The organism is Vibrio sp. YQ_11 (genome assembly GCF_043103065.1).
Taxonomy (GTDB): Bacteria; Pseudomonadota; Gammaproteobacteria; order Enterobacterales; family Vibrionaceae; genus Vibrio; species Vibrio parahaemolyticus.
In genome coordinates this window covers 42,300-62,298 of sequence record NZ_JBICJM010000031.1, presented here as the reverse complement: position 1 = coordinate 62,298, position 19,999 = coordinate 42,300, and the positions used below count along the sequence as shown (strand labels likewise).

Genomic DNA, 19,999 nt, shown 5'->3' with positions numbered 1-19,999 from the left:
CAAAATCGATGATACGCTGGTAGTAAAGTGAGGAGAAAATGCTGTGATGAGATTGAAAGTTCAGGTTGAAAAAATCAATGCTGCAAGCGTCAATATCGCGTGGTTCACAGGGTTGAACAACCACGGTATCGTTACGGTTCAAATTGCTCAAAGTGCGTTCCGGTGCGCTATCGCGGAGTTAACCGCGGCAAGGTTCTTAATTCTCGACAAACAGGTATTCGGGCGCTTACCAAACAGCGGTAAAGGTCTCGCACTCAGCCTAACCAAAGAAACCATTTTAGCGGCCAAGAATGAAGATCTCAAAGCAGCCGCACTGTTTCTGTCCAACCGTCTATCCAGTATCAAACTTTATTCTGACGAGATTGTTGATATCACTCATCCAGAAACAAAAGACATTATTACGCCTTATGCTTCACCCTATCCGACATTTAAGGTTGCAAAACTTGGCACCATCGCCATCAGTAACCATGCAATGCAACGCTACCAACAAAGGCACAAGCAAGGTGATATTCGCAATCCATGGCACAGCTTACAGAAGCAACTCTCCCACCCAAATCTAGAAAGACTGACTTTGTCATCAAGAACACGCTTTCAAAAGCTACTCCGTTACGGAAGCGAGCAACATGAAATTTGGGCCAACCCTACAGGCAATATTTACTTTCAAATTGCATCCTTAGCAGAACACAAGTTGGTTGTGACGGTTTTTTCTCAGGTAACGCATGCTTTCAATGAAATTCATGCTTAGGAAAGCTAAGCTAAATAGAGATAGAAGATACTTGCAGGAGGTAAATATGGAACTTTGGATTTGGCTGGGTGGTTTATTACTGACAATAGCCGCAGTCGGTGGGGTATTTTGGTATTCAGGACGAGAGCGATAGCTTTATTACTGGTCGATGTTATCGAGCTCCTGCCTGATCTGCTCAATAAGCGCCTGCTTTTTAGTTTCACTGAGCTTTTCAATCAAACATGCCAGTTCTGCTGAGCTGTCGGAATCTGAAAAGAAAAACGCAACAGGTACACCAAGCTCCTGAGCAAGCTTTTGTAGCGTACCGATATCGGGCATATGACGCCCTTTTTCATAATGATTCATACGGCCACTCGCTGAACTTGGGTCCATACCCAAACGGATACCAAGCTCCCTCTGGCTGATACCAACGCGATTTCTTGCCTGTTTAAGGCGCTGTGGAAATGGATTTGTTTTAGACAAGTGAGAATCATCATCAACCTACGATGCTTAGATTTTCTAAGTTTTAATTATACCTGTATACTTAGGAAAACTAAGTACAAAATGGAGACTAAGATGAAAACACTAAAAAAGTTCGCACTCTTTTGCGTTTTTTGTCTTGGTGCGTTAGTGACTGCATATCAAAGCTGGGGAGTGGTGTTGATGGCCTTCCCTAGCGTTATTTGGCTACATAAGCCACTGGATGTTATCCACAAAAATAAGTACATCGCGTTGCTATTTTGGTTTGTACTCTTCTATATAAACTGGCTATTCGCCACTGCCGCCGCCCTCACCTATTTCTTCATTCATGTCTGGCATTTGCACCAACAGAACATTCCGCTCAATGACTCGTCTTGCGTTAAGCGAGCGCCTCGACGCATCAACCCAAGCACTGGTTTGTTGATGAAGAACAGGCACTTTGACATGACAGGTGAAGCTTATGGCTGGAAGATTGATTGATATGGGTAGGTGATGATCACTCTCGCCCCTACAGGAAAGGATCGTAAATACAAAATGATCCACGATCCATAGCAAAAGCCCCCGATCAATAACTGATGAGTTTAATGATCAAAAGATATCTCCTGCTTATCCACAATGAGTCAACTTGGTGATCAACCGATAAATAACTGCAAAATCAAATTGTTTTGAAAAGGAAATCTCTCATGAAACCGAAGGCTAGGTTCACTCAGCTATCGTTACTAATTTTGCTCACTGGATGTGCCTCTACATCAAGTCCTATCCAATATGACAACAGCCAAAGCCGTGCTCATAACATTGCTCATGCAGGTGGGCTCTACCAAACAGAAGACAAAGTCATTCCAATGAGAGACTTTGAAGCATTTAAGCTCGCGAAAGCTGCCGCAGGAAATACATTGTTGCTCACGTCTTCAGTAGGTGTGGGACTTGAGTTAAGTGAAGGACTGGACCTTAGTTTGCTAACGTCATTACTGGAACAGCCTGATACCGCTTCGCGAAACAGCATTATTGCTTGGATGCCTATACAAGAATCGACATCCGCTCGAGACGCACAGCAAAAGTTGATCTACCACTTCAACGCAGCCATCGAAACCGTGCTTCAAGAACAATCTATTCACTATGAGCGCACTAATGGCAATTCAGAACAAAAGATAGAGTTCTGCTTCCATAGTGCAGACTACCAATGCCCAAAATACCAAGCTGGTATGACAAACCAGGACCTATGCTACATCACCGCTGAAGTTTTCGAACCGAGAAGAACGATGTCACCGTCTTTCGTCAACGATGGACAGGAAAGTTATGCATTTGAGTCTCACAGCAGTATATCATTAAGGGATACCTGAACAATTGATAAAGATACCAGCGTAGCAAATGCTGCGCTGGTAGACTTGGTTATGAATAGACGGTTACACGTTAAACCACGCGAAAACTAATATCAGTTGACCATTTCTCACTGTTATACACTTCCAAGTGTTTGACATACTCCTCTATAATTTCAACTTGCTCAGTCCAATGAGCATTGAAACTATATTGAAGCGGCTTGTTTTGCCAGCCGGTCATTTTCAAACGCCAGTAGCCAAACCCCTGATCAAGCCTTATGACTACCCGCTTACCGGATTTAAGAGTAAGGGTCAGCATTCGGCGATGAGCAATATCGCTACGGTTTTCGAATAGGACAACTTCAGGTGCAATGCTTGTTGCTTGCTCAATGACCCTTGTCATAACAAGTCTTTGATCATCCTTGTGATACCAATCCTGGTGAAGAAATCTTGCATTTTGTTCTTTCTCACTGAAAAGCGTTTCAATGGTCAAAGTTGGGCTTGTCTTCATAACGCTAGTCAGTGAAGAGAATACCTGACGTAAGAACAGCAGAGCAGCAGGTGATTGAAGATATCTATCTGAATATTGAATCGCTTCAATATTATCATTCTGCATCAGTGTTTTCAGATCTGGGTTATTTAATAAAAGATGCTGCCAGAAACTAACACCAAAGGAGTCTAACTTACCATTTAGTTCGCTAACGATTTCCGCTTCGCCATATTGAGTAGGCTGATTGAACTCTGCCAACTCCAAAGCAACGGGCACAGAATCAACTAAAGCTAGTGTTTTGCTAATAGTTGAAGCGCCCGATGACATCATCCAATATCGACCAGGTACGCGAAGTGCATCTGCGTCCCGAGCGGCAAAAGAGACAACGCCTGAATCGTCAACAATCTGTGCAATGAGGTTTTCTGGACTAAGAACTGCTTCTTCTACTTCAACGCCCATTGCACGATATGCATTCAGTTCGGATTTTGTTTCTTCATCCAGAACAATATTTTTAGGTAAGATAAACTTAACAACACGATCTTCATTTAAAACAAAGCTAGCTAGCTGTTTCTTGAAAACTGGATGGCAGAGATCCCAGTCATTTACGCTATCTGAGAGTAAGAAAACAACCTTCGAACAGCCCCTCTGAACATAATGGTCAACATTCTCTGCAACTGAGAAAGGACTATACGACCCTCCATCAATCACTTCTGGACCCGTGTTCGATAGATCCAACCCTTCAAGCCAGTCTAAAGCAGCGAGTCTGTCGAGTTTTTCAACATCATGCCTTGAATCGGTCTCTAGTAGGCAGTCACCACAAACTGATTGGCACTTTGGACACTTCAACTTTGATACGGTCTTTGCCAGTAAAGCCTCTATATGCTTTGGTGCTGATGAAGCGAAACCCGCACCACCACTGATTATATCGAAGAGCTGTAAGGCCAAACCTGCTTCACCATTGGGTAGAATTATCGGTCGAACCGCATAACCCATTTCATTAACCGCAACACCAAGAAGCTCAGCAAGAGCAGCACGAAGAGACACAGCAAGCGTGGTAGCAACTGTTCTCCCATCTTCATTGTCTGCAATAAACTCATTTCGAAGCGGATGCTTGAGAACAAGCTCAAAAACGTCTGTCTTTATGTGACTCCCCAAATGAACATCTTTCAATATTGTCGTGCTACCGCCACACGAGGCTCGAGGGTCCTCACCATCAAGCTTACCTGCCTGCAACGGAACATGAGGTACGGACGGTGAGAAGTGTTTAGGAAACTCGCCGCTAGAAGTCATTGACTCAGCGCGACCGCATGACATACACAGTGCATACCCTTTGCCAGATGCACCTGCTGTGTGATTGAAGACTCTCCCATCAGGGCTAGCAACCATATAACCCATATCAGGGTTAGGTAAGTTCTTTTGTGTTCCAGAAACAGAGATCCATGGTGCCTCAACGGGGATAAAAGCCTGCTGCGAGATATCATTTGAAGGACTGTGATAGAAGTCTGTAACGAACCCTGTTGGCTGAAGCACCTTGCGCTGATTCTTCGTGTCTATCTTCTCGCCACATTTTTCGTTATCACAATAGATATCATCTTGTTCAATCGCGACACCATCTAGATAACCGGTCTGCCCGCAATGATTGCAGCGCCAGGCCAAATCAAACTTTTGAGCCTCCACTGCATCCGATTTAGAAATATTGTGCCAGTTAAGGGCAACACCACCTGAACGGAATACTCGGCCATCCAGAACAACTTCTGCACCGGGGGCATACTCTCGAATGGCAACCGCAAGGTTTCGGCTTGGTAAACCCCGCGCTCGAGAGACATTATCTTCCCTGTCATCTTCTTTCTTCTTCCCTTCGAGCTTGTCTCGCTTGAAGTCTTCAATATTAGTGTTATTGAACGTGACCACATCAGTTGGGAAGCCATAACCTGGTAAGAATGATTTCGCCGCCAATTCTCGAAGTAAATACTCTTTACATAAACGGTTCAGTTCTTGTTTGAGACGGAAAGCAAAAGGACTTCCCTCTTCAGCTCTCGCTTGCTCAGATTCAAGTCGCTTGTAGTCTTCCAGCCAGCGTTTGGAAAGCGTTTTCATCATAAGCGACGCTTGTTCCAATAAGCTGGTAGCTGAACTGGAGGCCAGCACTGTTCCAGCTACTAGGGTTTGGAGTTCCTTGTCTAACGCGATCGCACCTGTCTTTAGCCATGTTATGAATCTATCGCTGACGGATATTGACTCTCCTGACGCAAGATAGAACCACTCCAAATTAAGCGACGTTCGCTCTGTTTTTGTATTTCCGACCTGTTCTCGCAGGAACACAGAAAGCAGCATGGAATTGACATGACGCTGAACCAAGCGTGAAGAATTAAACGCGACATACGGTGCTGGGATCGACGTTTCAAAAGGCCACTTAGGGTTATTGAACGCTTGCTGATCATGAGGGTTTCCCTTACACAACGTGTAGGAAATAGCGCGTGACTCTTTGCTCCGGCCCGCACGTCCAGCTCGCTGTAAATAGTTAGCTGGGTGAGGCGGTACGTTATTCATCACTACTGCAGAAATACCACCGATATCAACGCCCATTTCCATGGTTGTAGAACAGTTGAGCACGTTGATTTTGCCCGACTTGAACATCTCCTCATATTTCTCTAAACGCTCAGCAGACTGCTGTGCAGAGTGTTCAGCGGTACGGTAGTAAAAACCACCTTCAACGACTCTGTCGTTGATATCCGTCCATAAGTTTTGCTCCCTTAAAGCCTGTACCTTTGGATCCTCTGAGACCTGCTTACGTGTAAGCAGTAGACCCTTACCGAAATCAGCTTGGTCGTCTCCAAATTCCCAAATCTGTGGGTAGTCTACTGCCACGCAGGTGTAATCATCGTTACCCAGCTTTATCGGTAAATATGGCGTAAATCCCTTGAAGGTCGTATCGAGAAGCTTATGAGTACGCGAGCAAACGTACACTTTATCGGTGAATGAGAAGGTAAGTTGTTCTCTGTTTAGGAAGAATTTGTTCCCATCATTTTTTAGAACACCCACGTTTTTCGATGTTAGGTCACCCCATGCCGCGCGTAGCCAGCTATCAATAAGGTCAATGCCAATCACCGAGTCTTTATCCACACCACTTCCTAAAGCAAGCAGCTTGACCAATCGGTTCATACTGTTTCGGCTTGCAAGTGGCCATTTCTTCACACTGTTCTCATCTTGCTCTTCCGAGTCAGGATTTCTCAAACGTTTTGCGGAAAAGCGATTACCAATCCACTTTCTCCAATCTTCCTCCAACAGCATGTAGGTGTTTTCGCGGATATAAAAATCCAAGGCAACTTTGAGGAAATCAAGCCAGTCTTGGAGTGTTAACCCATGCTGCTCCCATTTTTCAGGAATGCGTTTTATTGTCTTGAGACCCGTGTACCCAACTTTTATTAGGCCTTGTGTTTCAGAACTGTTCTGTCGTTTCGGGCGACGGGAAAACTCTCGGAACAATAGCATTTCAGCAAGTTTCAACGCCCCGTCTGTTTGTTTAAACGTCTCCGGTGACAGGTACTTGCTGTATTCCAGCATGCTTCCGGTCACGTCACTCTTCTGAGATAATTTGGATACCATTTCAGACCAAGATACTTCAACGACTGATAGCGTTTGGCTGCCTTCCGATAGCGCTTTTGCCTTTTCTTCTAGATCGTCTGCATGACTCGAGAGCCCCATAGCACGAAGTTCTTGAGCTTTAATTAACAATGCTTCTGGAGAAACGTCTGAGTTCACTTGTTCTGGAGCAGGTTGAGATAGCTGAGCATCTCTTAAAATGTCGAACACCAGCCCTCTCAGCTTTGAGCGCTCTGCTTCTTGCTGCATGCGCACTGCCATGCGCGCAGTGCCTTGGCGACTGTCGGTGAAGGTAATCAGACGTCGGCCTCGGCCAGGTCGTGACTGAGGGCCAAGTTTAGTGTCTTTATCGACGTCGATGTCCGGGCAATACTCAAGCAAGGTAGGAACAGTGTTAGCGACATAAAATGGCGAGCCTAACATTGCTCTGCGAAAAGGCATTGAACCCCGATAACCTTCAAAACCGCATTCGACACAGCGATGCTCCCCCATAGGGCCATCTTTGTCCTCGCCCCCAAAGTATTCCGATAAACCGATGCGTTCGCCTTCCAGCGCACCATAAACGCCAGACTTCCCTACATGTACGCTGCAGTAACCATTTTTATCAGCTAATGGTCGAGCAAACACATTTGGGCGGTTTGTTGTCTCACAGTCTTGGATCTCATAGTCATCATCGTCACTGGCGGTTTCATTGAGAAGTGAAAACTCATCCCCCGCACTGGCGTTCCATTGGCGAAGTTGATTTTTACGGGAGACTTTGCCAAGCAAGTGGGGTTGATTACAGTCTTGGCAGAAGGTCAACTCAAGTACTGGTGCTCCGCACTCGCACTTCTGACGTTGTGTCGCGTAAACAAAGCCAAATGGCCAATTGTCTCCAAGCGGTGTTTCGCTCTTACACCCACAATTAGCATCAATACAAGCCCAAAGCCCCTGGGTCATCCGCTGGAAGAAATGCGCGCGTAACTTTAAAAATGCTTCGCCGCTGCTACTTGCTTTTGTACCCGATGCAATATCAAGCCATTCAAGGAGTTGTTGTTGCGTAAAAAGAGGACGATTCAGACGAATGGATAACTGGGTATTGATGTCATTTAGATCCAGCGGTTTTTTTGCTTCCACTAATGTACTTCGAAGGGCAAGAGCCGTTGTGTTTCCACAGAGAGCTTCAAAACGACGCTTTGACACATCGGGCATTTGTTTGGTTTTACCTGCAATCGGTTCACCATCAGGCTCAATAGAAAGCAGTTCTTCAATTGAATAGTTGTTGCTCGGGCACTCAGGAAGGTCAGGGACGCTCCGCTTACCGCCAACAACTTCAATCTGGTTCGGTTCCACACCCGCCAAATGAGCTAGGTAGTTCTTTAGCTGTTTTTCCGCATCCTCGTCGGCAATGGTCGCTGATGTAGCAACAAAACGTACATCCTTTGCTTCTACATCAAAAGCTTGAAGTACACGACGTAACTGCAACGCCAGTTCTGCAGCTTGGGAGCCAACATAAGTGTGCGCTTCATCCAGTACAATCCAGCGCAAAGACTTTTCTTCGCGCGAGCGTTGAATGATCGGAGCGTCAATTTGGCGAACCATCATATATTCAAGCATGGTGCCGTTCGTCACCAAAATTGGCGCTGGTGCTTCCCGCATTAATTCACGTGAAAGCACTTCATTCGGACGATCTTTTTGCTTTCCACGCATCTTGTTCTTAGAGTTCTCGGTATTGCCGTTGTAAAGGCAATACCGAATGCCATCATCAAAATGTTTGGTCCATGCATCCAAACGCTCTTTTTGGGAGTTAATGAGTGCATTGAGGGGGTACAGAAATAGCGCCCTCACACCGACCAAGGGCTCTCCTTTATCTTCGTATTCGCGGTGTAAATCATTAATGATCGGCACCATGAAACACTCAGTTTTGCCTGAACCCGTGCCTGATGTCACGACTAGCGATTTGTGCTCATTTAAGAGATGCTCCCAACTGCGGAGCTGATGGCGGAAAGGTTGAAAATCTACACCAAATCGATAGCGCCCGTTCTTTTTGCTATCCAGGGCAGCAACAACCGCTTCAGACAGAAGATTCCCCGCCAGATCGCTCATCTTCGGGTCTGCAAACTCCCAGCCGAAGGTATGCTCGAATACCGGTGGTGCCAAAAATGCACTCTCTTGGCCACAATCAGAAGACATGATTTCGCTAAGGTGATTGCGAAGATTAGGATTAGTTACGCCCAAGATACTCAATGTCGATTCTTTAGTACGACTAATAGCTTGCTCAACGAGAGAAGAAAAATAACGGGTCATTCTAATTACCTGTTTGGTTTAGCAAAAAATAGGAGACAAAACAGCGGAATACGGGTTCAAACCACGCACAATCGAAGTCACGTAGTTTTCTTAAATGGAACAAGTCGTAATCACGGAAGGTTGAAGATACTTCGGTAGGCACAAGCTCTGTTACCACAGCAGCAGCGAAAACCGGCAGGTAAACAACTCCATCATGGAACCAGGCATTGGTTTTAATTTCAAACGGCATTAAGCCAGACTGTGTGCACCAACGTTTCAAATCAGCGCCAAACTCGGTTGGCCAACTGTTATTTTCTGCGTTCTGGCGCAAAAGATCTTGATACCACTCGTTATGAACAAGAATCTCCATCAAAGCGCTCGGACAAAGTTGGGGTAATTTGCCTGTTTCTAAGAAAATAGCCACTTCGTCTGACAAAGCAGGAATGGCGTCAACCAACTTCGTTATTTGTTTAGCCATCAACTCATCAACGATTTCGGCTGGTAAACACATACCTTCCAGCATCGAGATTTGAAGCTGAATCGCATGCCGCCAATCCACCAGGGGTACAAACTGCCAAAACACTGGCAACTCACTTTCCAGTCGCGAAATCAGCTCTGGGTTCAATTCAAACTGAAACAGTGCCACAGCCAATGCTTTGGTATCTCTCACCAAATACTTGAACACTTCAAACGTTGAAAGTGGAAGATGCCCGTAGTTCTTATATGTATCGCGCAGGTACTGCCAACCGCTGTGTCCCCAATCTGTTTTCATTTGATGAAACACATCTGCAATCACATTGGGATTAGATGAAGGGTGAAAAATACGAGATGCCTTTTGTAACGTTTTTACGTCACAGTCATTTGTTTGCTCACCCATGCATGGGATAAATTTAGCCCGAAATAAAACATCAGAGTCCGAAGCAGGAACTACAAGCCAAGGACCACCTTCTGTCACGTAATTAGGCAAGGCAAACTCCCCTGTTGAAACACCTTCAGTAGTAAGACTTTCAAGATAGATTGGCGCTTGCTCTGGTGCTGTAAGGTGCATCAACGCAGGGCGAAGAGCCTGCGTGTCAGCGAGTCGGTTTGAACGCGCATAAACCACATTTCTCTCCCGATCATAATCCATGACTGATGAGTAATGGCTGATGGAAAAACGAAGTGTCTTTCCTGGGCCCGAAATGACGAGATCAACGATGCTATCCAAGTGATTATTCAGCGACAACAACTCCAGTAGACTGGTTTTCAGCGCGTAAAGGCTCACTTCTACAGGCTTATCGCTCACCACATATTGCCAGCGGTAATAAGGAGCGGAGGTTTGCTTTATCCCCTTAATATTGCTTGATGCTTCTATTTGATAGCGAGCCACCTGACCTGACATAGAGAACAGATGTAGTCGACTGCCAAGTAAGTCATCCACTGTTAATCTTTGTGCTAAAGGTTTACCATGTGCATTAAAGGCGACAGCACCTTTTGAAGGAAAAGGCAGGATAAAGGTTATCGCCTCACCCAGCATATTCAACGTGATGTCAACTTGGACAGAAGAAGGCGGCGTCCCTTTAGCTAGAAGGTGCAAAGCAACCTGTTTTTCAGATTTCTCTATGTTCTCAAGAATCACCCCAGGAGTTTTAATTGCACAGACCTTGGGTGCGGCAGTAGTGATGATAATCACGCCAGTATTGGGTGTATCACCACTTTTAAAGCCAATATCAAAATCTGCGGGCAGCACACCAACTTGTTTTCGCAATAGCACTTCACCACTGTGCTTTTTGATGGTTAAACGCTGTTTACCAAGAAAATTATCTCGAGTTAAGTGCGAGACCGATTTTCCATCAAGACAAACATCCAAGCTTTCACCAGTTACTCTGGTAGCCGCATGGTTGATGGCTCTTAAACCACGAAAAATCATAGTCGGCTTGGTTTGCCACGTCATTACATCGCTTTCAAGCATAACGCCAACATGTTTCGGATCATCGCACCCCGTCGCGATACGATACGTATCATCACCGGGTAGAGTGATTAAACATGTTCCTGTTACTTGGCAAACTTTTAAGCGACAAAAACGGTATGGAGTGTCAGTAAGCTCACCCGATAGCGTTTCCGTCTTCGCTTCTTCCGGGATCAATATGTAAACATGTTTTTTGCGGGTTGAGAGTGAGGCTTGCCCTAACACTCGCCATTCACCATCTTCCTCACTCAAGATAACTGGCACTTCGCCCCAATCCAGCTCGCTGTCGCCTATTGATACCTGAGCAAGCTTTTCACCCGATTGCATGGCCACAAGAGAAAGCCTTTGTTTGGCGTCAACCCTTTTCACTTCAGCACGCGTTTTTCGGATCACAACATGACACTGCTCCCCGTCAAACTGCGCATAACCAGTGCCAAGGTTGGCAAGCAGCTTTTGACCTTCAAACAACACCAAATCAATTCTGCTAACACTTAACTGTTCTCGAGTAAACATGAACAGTTGCTTATGTGGCAAAGTGACTTCGGTGCGAATTGATTGGTTGTCCCATGAAAAATAGTGCGTGCAGCTAAGTTTGACTTCCTTCTTCGCTTTCTTTTTAACTTCGTTAGATGCAATCACCAATAAGTTGTTCAGAAAGCGCGTACCTATGTCATCTTCCAGTGGCAGCGGGAACTGAGTACGCCAGTTCGGACAATGTATATCGAGATAGTTTGCGGGTACTGACTGCCGATCTAACCCAAACTGGTAAACTAGGCTATCGAGCTTATCGAGCATATCAGCGAATAGTTCGACAGAGTCATCACCTTGCAGTGCCTCTGGTAAACGTTGGATACGGGATTGGATAAGCTGCCGAACAGAATACTGCCCTAGCTCCTTGGCCTCACTGTATCGACCGAATATCTTTGAAAAAGCATCTTGATAGCCGTTGTGATCGTCAGAGAGTAGCTTGGTTGGTAATCCACCTTCTCTGAAAACGGATCCGAGATAGTTGTTCCCTTGAGAGTTCTCGTAGCGGGAAACAGAACGCCCCCAATGCTTCAACCCTCTTTGAACGACATCTGAGCGCTGTTGTGGTGAAAGCTCAAACCCCAACGTATCGTGGATGCTGTTCCAACTCCACTCCAAGTTGTATTCTCGGCGAAACCACTCAGAGCAATAAAGTACGAAAGAAGCGCACCACTCAGAAGAAAATATCGTTCTATTACCTACCCCATAACTCTTCGCAAGCACATCTCTAAGGGCAAGGTACTCATTGAGTGAAAGGTGGTATCGATAAAGCGGTGAACCAAGGCGTATCCCAGTTCGACTTTTCTGAAACTGCGAGAGCCACGTTTTGTGATGTGCTTGATTTTCTCTAGCAAACGCAGAATGTAATTGTGTAGTGTTCATTTTCACCGGAGTGATTAGTTAATTCAGATTTGAGTCACACGACTACGAATGGAAAAACCTAATAAGCTTGAAGCTAACATGTGTATTACACCACATAGCTTTTTTAAGCTTACGTTCGACCAACCATCCAAAGAGTAAAGCCAGTAAAGTCGAGATTTTACCCTGTGTTATGCACAATTAATTAGACTTTGTTCAATATGTGGAAGATTATTCAATCACTTGAGTAAATAAAATTACCTTTTGATGAACGAGCCGAAGTTGTGTTAGGTGAGAAATTGTTAATTTCCTGAAACAGGTATAACTCTTCGAGGAGAATAGGCTGTCTGCACCTCCGCGTCGCTGTACTTCCCGTGAATCCAACCATCATGTCTACTACCAGAGGTTTAGAGTTTCGCCAGGCAAGAATAGTGACATCCCTTCTGATGCACTTTATGCTGCTATTAATAGTAAGTTGCCCGATTGGATCTTCATCTATATAGCAAAAGGCAACATTCACTTTGGTAAACAGACGATCACCGCACCTTACCTGCTAGAGAGTGGAAAACCACTCTTGTTTATCGTTGCTGAGGAGAAAGAAGGTGAAAGCTGATCCTGTTTCCCACCATTCCCACTTTTCCCATCCTGATCTATGATGGAAGTCATCTTGGGAAGTAAGTATTTGACCATTAATTGCAATTTGGTCCCCAATCGGTCCCCAATCGGTCCCCAAGACGTCGCGCGAGGCCAGCTATTATGGGAAACTTCACTTTCTGTATTGGTAAATAATCCAATACGCGGCACAAAACCTTGTTTTAGTGCCGCGTTTCTTTTTATATGGACACATCCATTCGCGACTCACATCGTGTCCATTGCATTCAAAAGGAAGAAGTATGATCCACATTATTACAGGTAGCACTCTTGGTGGTGCGGAATACGTCGGTGATCACCTGAGCGATCTGCTCGTTGAACAAGGATTTGAAACCACGATTCACAACCAACCATCATTAGACGAGATCGATAACCAAGGGACTTGGCTTGTGATCACCTCCACCCACGGTGCGGGGGAATATCCAGACAATATTCAACCTTTCATCGCAGCATTGCAAAATACACCACCTAAGATGGCCGACGTAAAGTTTGCAGTCATTGCGATTGGTGATTCGAGCTACGATACGTTCTGCGCTGCCGGTAAGCACGCTTACGACTTGTTAGAAGATATTGGCGCAACGCCGATTGCAGATTGCTTGTTGATTGATGTACTGGCTCATGACGTCCCAGAAGATGCTGCAGAAGCATGGTTAAAAGAGAATATCGAGCGCTTTTAACCCCATACTCATCTCCTACAGAGTCGCGATGCGGCTCTGATTTCCCTCTGTGAATAACCTTCCGTAGAAAAAATCTTTTCAACTGAACAAAAAATGTCCAAACCGTCTGTGGATAAGTCAGGTAAGATCCAGTGGTTTTCCTTTAGTTATCCAAATAACAACTTTGATCCATTTTAGCCCCTGTGTATAAACCCCATTTTTGATCCCAGGTAATCCTCGATCAGATCCAACCATGATCACAAGATATGATCCAAAGAAGATCCATGATCTTGTTGATCATTTTTCACTTATCCACAGAAGTAGTCGATCCTAATAATAGATCCAATAAAAGATCATATATATAGATCTTATATATATTTATCTTGAAGCCTAAAACGTAAAAACGAGAAAACGATTTTCTCTCTGGCATAAAGCAGGTAAAATACTGCTCCTTTATCTGTCCATTAAATCCTTTGAATACCTGAGGTCAGTTCATGCTTTATCACGAAAACTTTGACGTCATTGTTGTCGGTGGCGGACACGCAGGAACGGAAGCCGCGCTCGCATCTGCACGCACAGGACAAAAAACTCTTCTCCTTACCCATAACATCGATACATTAGGCCAGATGTCTTGTAATCCGGCGATTGGTGGTATCGGTAAAGGCCACTTAGTAAAAGAAGTGGATGCTATGGGCGGTTTGATGGCAGAAGCTATCGACCATGCAGGTATTCAATTTCGTACACTAAATGCTTCGAAAGGTCCTGCAGTACGAGCTACTCGAGCTCAAGCCGATCGCGCTCTGTACAAAGCGTACGTACGCAACGCATTAGAAAACGCGCCAAACCTAACTCTGTTCCAGCAATCGGTTGATGATCTGATTGTTGAACAAGATCGCGTTGTTGGCGTTGTGACTCAAATGGGTCTTAAATTCCATGCCAAAGCGGTTGTGCTGACCGTAGGTACTTTCCTTGGTGGTAAGATCCACATTGGTATGGAAAGTTCTTCAGGCGGTCGCGCTGGGGATCCACCATCGATCGCATTGGCGGATCGCTTACGTGAGTTGCCATTCCGAGTGGATCGTCTAAAAACGGGAACACCACCACGTATTGATGCTCGCACGGTTGATTTCTCAGTGCTAGAAGCGCAACACGGTGACAACCCAACACCAGTTTTCTCATTCATGGGTAAGCGCGAACACCATCCGCGTCAAATTCCTTGTTTCATTACGCATACCAATGAACAAACTCATGAAGTGATCCGCAATAACCTAGATCGTAGCCCAATGTACGCAGGTGTGATCGAAGGAATTGGCCCACGTTACTGTCCGTCTATCGAAGACAAAGTGATGCGCTTTGCGGATAAGAACAGCCACCAAATTTTCATTGAACCTGAAGGTCTTACCACGCACGAGTTATACCCGAATGGTATTTCCACCAGCTTGCCGTTTGATGTTCAAGTTCAAATCGTTCGTTCAATGAAAGGCTTCGAGAACGCACACATTGTTCGTCCTGGTTACGCGATTGAGTACGATTTCTTCGATCCACGTGATTTGAAGCAAACTTACGAGACTAAATTCATCAGTGGTCTATTCTTTGCTGGCCAAATCAACGGTACAACAGGCTACGAAGAAGCTGCGGCACAAGGCTTAATGGCGGGCTTGAACGCAAGCTTGTACAGCCAAGGCAAAGAAGGCTGGAGCCCGCGCCGTGACCAAGCATACATGGGCGTTCTGATTGATGATTTGTCGACCATGGGTACCAAAGAACCGTACCGCATGTTCACTTCTCGCGCGGAATACCGCCTATTGCTTCGAGAAGACAACGCCGACCTTCGTTTGACAGAAAAAGCTCGTGAACTTGGCTTGATTGATGATGTTCGTTGGGCGCGTTTCAACGAAAAAATCGAGAACATGGAAACCGAGCGTCAGCGTCTGAAGTCTACTTGGGTAAACCCAAACTCGACGGGCATTGATGAACTGAACAAACTGCTGAAAACGCCAATGGCGCGTGAAGCAAGTGGTGAGGATCTTCTGCGTCGTCCAGAGATCTCATACTCACAATTGACTCAACTTGATGCCTTTGCTCCTGCTCTTGAAGATCAACAAGCGGCAGAACAAGTAGAAATTCAGGTGAAATACGACGGTTACATCAAGCGTCAGCAAGAAGAGATCGAAAAATCGCTTCGCCACGAACACACAAAACTGCCTGCGGATTTGGATTACAAAGACGTAAAAGGTTTGTCGAACGAAGTGGTTGCGAAACTGAGCGAAGCCAAACCGGAAAGTATTGGCATTGCTTCGCGTATTTCCGGCATTACGCCTGCAGCGATTTCAATTCTTCTTGTGCATCTGAAGAAGCACGGCTTGCTGAAAAAAGGCGAGGAAGAGTAATGAGTGCACTACGAACCAAGCTTGATTCACTGATTGCACAGACCGATTTAGACGTTTCAGAAAAACAACGAGAGCAGTTAGTCGGTTATGTCGAGCTGCTCGATAAGTGGAACAAAGCGTACAACCTAACTTCGGTTCGCGATCCTTTAGAGATGTTAGTGAAACATATCCTGGATAGCATCGTGGTCGGCACGCATCTGCAAGGTGAACGTTTTATCGATGTGGGCACTGGCCCAGGATTGCCAGGTATTCCTTTGGCGATCATGCATCCGGAGAAAACGTTCTTTCTGCTCGATAGCCTCGGTAAGCGCATCCGTTTTATCAAGCAAGTTGTCCACACGTTAGGTTTGAAAAACGTGACACCAATTCAAAGTCGCGTCGAAGAATTCCAACCGGAAGAAAAATTTGATGGCGTTTTGAGTCGAGCTTTTGCTTCAATGACGGACATGGTGGAATGGTGCCACCATTTGCCGAAAGAACAAGACGGCGTCTTTCTTGCGTTGAAAGGACAGCACCCTAAAGATGAAATGGATCTGCTTCCTGAATGGTGTAGTGTGACCGAGATCATATCTTTAGCTGTTCCTGAGTTGGAAGGCGATCGTCATCTAGTAATCTTATCGCGCAAGGAAAATTAGCGAGGTAGTCGTGGGTAAAATTGTAGCAATCGCCAACCAGAAAGGTGGGGTCGGCAAAACAACAACGTGCATTAACTTAGCGGCTTCGATGGCGGCAACAAAGCGCAAGGTTTTGGTGATCGATCTCGACCCTCAAGGCAATGCTACGATGGCCAGTGGTGTTGACAAATACATGGTTGACGCCACCGCATACGATCTTTTGGTGGAGGAAACCCCATTTGATCAAGTGGTCTGTACTCAAACGACAGGGAAGTACGATCTAATTGCTGCCAACGGAGACGTAACGGCAGCTGAGATCAAATTGATGGAAGTGTTCGCGCGAGAAGTTCGTTTAAAAAACGCACTGTCGACAGTTCGCGATAACTATGATTTCATCTTTATTGATTGTCCTCCTTCTCTAAACCTTCTTACAATCAATGCTATGGCTGCAGCCGACTCTGTGCTGGTGCCGATGCAATGTGAATACTTTGCGTTAGAAGGTTTAACTGCTCTTATGGATACGATCAGCAAGTTAGCGGCTGTGGTAAACGAAAACCTCAAGATTGAAGGTTTACTGCGTACGATGTACGACCCACGCAACCGCCTGTCTAATGAAGTATCCGACCAACTTAAAAAGCACTTTGGCAATAAAGTCTACCGTACTGTCATCCCGCGTAATGTGCGTTTGGCAGAAGCCCCAAGTCACGGTAAACCAGCGATGTACTACGACAAGTACTCAGCCGGCGCCAAAGCGTATCTTGCTCTAGCGGGCGAAATGCTCCGCCGCGAAGAAATCCCAGTTTAACTCTAACCTAAGGAATTCAATCCATGTCTAAGCGTGGTCTAGGAAAAGGACTGGATGCGTTGTTGTCGACCAGTTCGTTTGCTCGTGAAAAACAGCAAATTGCATCGCAAAGCCAAGCCTTGTCAGCAGACGGTGAACTCACTGAATTAGCCATTGGCCAATTGCAGCCGGGTATCTACCAACCGCGTAAAGATATGGCACCTGAAGCGCTTGAAGAATTAGCTGCTTCTATTCAATCGCAAGGCATTATCCAGCCGATCGTGGTTCGTCAGGTTGTTGGCGGACAGTTTGAGATCATCGCTGGCGAACGCCGCTGGCGTGCCGCGAAACAAGCAGGCCTGAAACGCGTGCCTTGCTTGGTTAAGAAAGTTGAAGACCGCGCAGCTATTGCTATGGCTTTGATCGAAAACATTCAGCGTGAAGACTTGAATGTGATTGAAGAGGCGCAAGCATTGGAGCGCCTGCAAGATGAGTTCTCGCTAACGCATCAGCAAGTGGCGGATGTGATTGGTAAGTCAAGAACTACCGTGAGTAACTTGTTGCGTCTCAACCAATTGGATGCCGACGTCAAACGCTTGGTGGCGGAGAAACAACTTGAAATGGGTCATGCTCGTGCGCTGCTGGCACTGGAAGGTGAACAGCAAGTCGAAGTGGCTCAAATGGTGGCAAAAAAGCAAATGACGGTTCGACAAACCGAACAGTTAGTAAAAAAGTGCTTAGCCCCACAAAATGAGCAAAAAGCTCAACAAGAAGATACCGAAGCCGAGCAAATGTCGCATAAATTGAGTCAACTACTTGATGCGAAGGTTTCCTTAAGCCGTTCTGCAAACGGAAAAGCGAAGTTGACGATAAGTATTGATGAGCCTCACAAATTAGACCAACTAATTGCCAAGCTAGAGGCCTAGATGAGATAATTGATTTAGGTCAATTAATCTAATTAATCGAATTTTGTGCGAAAGTTGTCGTTTTGTAAACAAAACTGTAAGTTTTTGATGCAATATAATTGCATTAACTCCGACTGAACGTATAATTTTCGCCAATTTCCCTGCACATAGAGAATTAGTGCGAAGTGGATATTACTAGAGGTACGAATACATGGTAGCTGCGTTAGCTAGACCAGGACGAGAGCTCGCAAGGCAATTGTTAATGATCCAGTCTGGCGCGGTTATTTTTGTGGCAGCAGGAATGGCGGTAGCCGTAAATCCTGAATGGGGAATTTCAGCGTTGATTGGTGGTGGCATCTTTGTTGTCGCCAATGCAGTATTCGCGCTATGTGCTTTTATGTTTAGTGGGGCTCGCGCTGCCAAGCGCATCGCTGTGTCCTTCTACACGGGCGAAGTATTGAAAATTCTCATCACGGTTGCACTGTTCTACGTTGCCTACATGTATATGCAGGTGGAACTCGTTCCCCTCAAACTAACCTATTTGCTGGTACTAGGTATTAATATCTGTGCACCAGTGCTATTCATTAACAACAAAAAATAGGATGAGTTATGGCTGCGCCAGGTGAAGCGCTAACATCGTCCGGATACATTGCCCACCACCTTTCTAACCTATCGCTGTATAAGTTAGGCTTAGTAGGGTCGGAGACAAGTTTCTGGAACGTACATATCGATAGCCTGTTTTTTTCTTGGTTTACTGGTTTAATCTTCCTCGGAATTTTTTACAAAGTAGCAAAGAGAACAACAGCGGGTGTACCGGGTAAGCTTCAGTGTGCTGTAGAAATGATCGTTGAATTTGTCGCCGATAACGTCAAAGACACGTTCCATGGACGCAACCCACTGATCGCGCCTTTAGCACTGACTATCTTTTGTTGGGTATTTTTGATGAACGTGATGGACTTAGTCCCGATCGACTTCTTACCATACCCAGCAGAGCATTGGCTAGGTATTCCTTACCTTAAGGTCGTACCTTCTGCTGATGTGAATATCACCATGGCTATGGCTCTAGGCGTTTTCGCATTGATGATCTACTACAGCATCAAAGTGAAAGGTCTAGGTGGATTCGCAAAAGAACTTGCACTACATCCATTCAATCACCCACTGATGATTCCGTTTAACCTACTGATCGAAGTGGTATCGCTACTTGCGAAACCTCTTTCACTTGGTATGCGTCTATTCGGTAACATGTTTGCGGGTGAGGTTGTATTCATTCTTTGTGCGGCAATGCTACCATGGTACTTACAATGGATGGGTTCACTACCGTGGGCAATCTTCCATATCTTGGTTATTACGATTCAAGCCTTCGTATTTATGATGTTGACAATTGTTTACCTGTCAATGGCACACGAAGACTCTGATCATTAATTTTTTAAGCTTTTTATTTGGGCACTAAGCCAACAACTATAAATTGGAGATAGTAATGGAAACTTTACTGAGCTTTTCTGCAATCGCCGTAGGTATTATCGTCGGTCTTGCTTCTCTTGGTACAGCGATTGGTTTCGCACTACTAGGTGGTAAATTCCTAGAAGGTGCAGCACGTCAACCAGAAATGGCTCCTATGCTACAAGTTAAGATGTTCATCATCGCAGGTCTACTTGATGCGGTTCCAATGATCGGTATCGTAATCGCGCTACTATTCACATTTGCAAACCCATTCGTTGGTCAACTAGGTTAATCACCTTTAACTCGGGACAAGTTTTAGCTTGTCACTGATTAACACTAAGTCCAAA

At 45.4% G+C, this 19,999-nt stretch carries 14 protein-coding genes; 11 read left to right on the top strand and 3 right to left on the bottom strand.

What is annotated here, in order from left to right; genetic code table 11:
• Positions 1-46: 46 nt before the first annotated feature.
• The gene (locus tag ACF8EG_RS12590) at positions 47-745 is read left to right on the top strand and encodes a hypothetical protein (RefSeq protein WP_169608597.1); all 699 of its coding nucleotides are present in this window, start codon (positions 47-49) and stop codon (positions 743-745) included.
• Positions 746-883: 138 nt separating this feature from the next.
• On the opposite strand, the gene ACF8EG_RS12585 is transcribed toward ACF8EG_RS12590, so the two are convergent.
• A complete protein-coding gene (locus ACF8EG_RS12585) occupies positions 884-1,207 on the bottom strand; it encodes a helix-turn-helix domain-containing protein (RefSeq protein ID WP_078558403.1) in 324 nt (107 codons plus the stop codon).
• A 93-nt stretch (positions 1,208-1,300) separates the two neighbouring features.
• Here ACF8EG_RS12585 and ACF8EG_RS12580 point away from each other — a divergent pair, with 93 nt between their 5' ends.
• The gene (locus ACF8EG_RS12580) at positions 1,301-1,684 is read left to right on the top strand and encodes a hypothetical protein (protein WP_053308108.1); all 384 of its coding nucleotides are present in this window, start codon (positions 1,301-1,303) and stop codon (positions 1,682-1,684) included.
• A gap of 203 nt (positions 1,685-1,887) precedes the next feature.
• On the top strand, positions 1,888-2,544 hold the full coding sequence (locus tag ACF8EG_RS12575) for a hypothetical protein (protein WP_242629323.1): 657 nt from the start codon (positions 1,888-1,890) through the stop codon (positions 2,542-2,544).
• A gap of 70 nt (positions 2,545-2,614) precedes the next feature.
• Here ACF8EG_RS12575 and ACF8EG_RS12570 read toward each other — a convergent pair whose 3' ends face one another.
• Complete coding sequence (locus ACF8EG_RS12570; RefSeq protein ID WP_169608571.1) at positions 2,615-8,899, bottom strand: DEAD/DEAH box helicase; 6,285 nt, start codon at positions 8,897-8,899, stop codon at positions 2,615-2,617.
• Position 8,900: 1 nt separating this feature from the next.
• Entirely contained in the window at positions 8,901-12,236 is a 3,336-nt protein-coding gene (locus tag ACF8EG_RS12565; protein ID WP_169608569.1) for an STY4851/ECs_5259 family protein, read from the bottom strand.
• A gap of 869 nt (positions 12,237-13,105) precedes the next feature.
• Here ACF8EG_RS12565 and mioC point away from each other — a divergent pair.
• The 8 genes from mioC to atpE all read left to right on the top strand — a co-directional run bounded on the left by mioC (position 13,106) and on the right by atpE (position 19,944).
• Positions 13,106-13,540 (top strand): FMN-binding protein MioC, encoded by a 435-nt coding sequence (gene mioC / locus ACF8EG_RS12560; RefSeq protein WP_020839871.1) that lies wholly within the window; start codon positions 13,106-13,108, stop codon positions 13,538-13,540.
• Between the two features lie 473 nt (positions 13,541-14,013).
• Complete coding sequence (gene mnmG / locus ACF8EG_RS12555; RefSeq protein WP_020839872.1) at positions 14,014-15,909, top strand: tRNA uridine-5-carboxymethylaminomethyl(34) synthesis enzyme MnmG; 1,896 nt, start codon at positions 14,014-14,016, stop codon at positions 15,907-15,909.
• Positions 15,909-16,544 carry a 16S rRNA (guanine(527)-N(7))-methyltransferase RsmG gene (gene rsmG, locus ACF8EG_RS12550; RefSeq protein WP_005458456.1) on the top strand — a complete coding sequence of 212 codons (636 nt, stop codon included), beginning with the start codon at positions 15,909-15,911 and terminating at the stop codon, positions 16,542-16,544. Before mnmG ends, rsmG begins: the two co-directional genes overlap by 1 nt.
• A 10-nt stretch (positions 16,545-16,554) precedes the next feature.
• Positions 16,555-17,328: a ParA family protein gene (locus ACF8EG_RS12545; RefSeq protein ID WP_005458453.1), complete on the top strand. Its 774-nt coding sequence runs from the start codon at positions 16,555-16,557 to the stop codon at positions 17,326-17,328.
• A gap of 23 nt (positions 17,329-17,351) precedes the next feature.
• Complete coding sequence (locus ACF8EG_RS12540) at positions 17,352-18,233, top strand: ParB/RepB/Spo0J family partition protein (protein ID WP_005458443.1); 882 nt, start codon at positions 17,352-17,354, stop codon at positions 18,231-18,233.
• A gap of 190 nt (positions 18,234-18,423) precedes the next feature.
• Positions 18,424-18,813: a F0F1 ATP synthase subunit I gene (locus tag ACF8EG_RS12535; RefSeq protein WP_020839873.1), complete on the top strand. Its 390-nt coding sequence runs from the start codon at positions 18,424-18,426 to the stop codon at positions 18,811-18,813.
• Between the two features lie 8 nt (positions 18,814-18,821).
• Positions 18,822-19,634, top strand: coding sequence for a F0F1 ATP synthase subunit A (atpB, locus tag ACF8EG_RS12530; RefSeq protein ID WP_005458499.1), 813 nt, complete (start codon positions 18,822-18,824; stop codon positions 19,632-19,634).
• A gap of 55 nt (positions 19,635-19,689) precedes the next feature.
• A complete protein-coding gene (gene atpE, locus ACF8EG_RS12525; RefSeq protein WP_002540812.1) occupies positions 19,690-19,944 on the top strand; it encodes a F0F1 ATP synthase subunit C in 255 nt (84 codons plus the stop codon).
• Positions 19,945-19,999: the final 55 nt, after the last annotated feature.

What these genes read in the sequence shown, in the direction of transcription:
- ACF8EG_RS12540 (WP_005458443.1), top strand. Translation starts at nt 17,352, where the DNA reads ATGTCTAAGCGTGGTCTAGGAAAAGGACTGGATGCGTTGTTGTCGACC.
- rsmG (WP_005458456.1), top strand. Translation starts at nt 15,909, where the DNA reads ATGAGTGCACTACGAACCAAGCTTGATTCACTGATTGCACAGACCGAT.
- ACF8EG_RS12580 (WP_053308108.1), top strand. Translation starts at nt 1,301, where the DNA reads ATGAAAACACTAAAAAAGTTCGCACTCTTTTGCGTTTTTTGTCTTGGT.
- ACF8EG_RS12575 (WP_242629323.1), top strand. Translation starts at nt 1,888, where the DNA reads ATGAAACCGAAGGCTAGGTTCACTCAGCTATCGTTACTAATTTTGCTC.
- mioC (WP_020839871.1), top strand. Translation starts at nt 13,106, where the DNA reads ATGATCCACATTATTACAGGTAGCACTCTTGGTGGTGCGGAATACGTC.
- ACF8EG_RS12590 (WP_169608597.1), top strand. Translation starts at nt 47, where the DNA reads ATGAGATTGAAAGTTCAGGTTGAAAAAATCAATGCTGCAAGCGTCAAT.
- mnmG (WP_020839872.1), top strand. Translation starts at nt 14,014, where the DNA reads ATGCTTTATCACGAAAACTTTGACGTCATTGTTGTCGGTGGCGGACAC.
- ACF8EG_RS12570 (WP_169608571.1), bottom strand. Translation starts at nt 8,899, where the DNA reads ATGACCCGTTATTTTTCTTCTCTCGTTGAGCAAGCTATTAGTCGTACT.
- atpE (WP_002540812.1), top strand. Translation starts at nt 19,690, where the DNA reads ATGGAAACTTTACTGAGCTTTTCTGCAATCGCCGTAGGTATTATCGTC.
- ACF8EG_RS12535 (WP_020839873.1), top strand. Translation starts at nt 18,424, where the DNA reads ATGGTAGCTGCGTTAGCTAGACCAGGACGAGAGCTCGCAAGGCAATTG.
- atpB (WP_005458499.1), top strand. Translation starts at nt 18,822, where the DNA reads ATGGCTGCGCCAGGTGAAGCGCTAACATCGTCCGGATACATTGCCCAC.
- ACF8EG_RS12565 (WP_169608569.1), bottom strand. Translation starts at nt 12,236, where the DNA reads ATGAACACTACACAATTACATTCTGCGTTTGCTAGAGAAAATCAAGCA.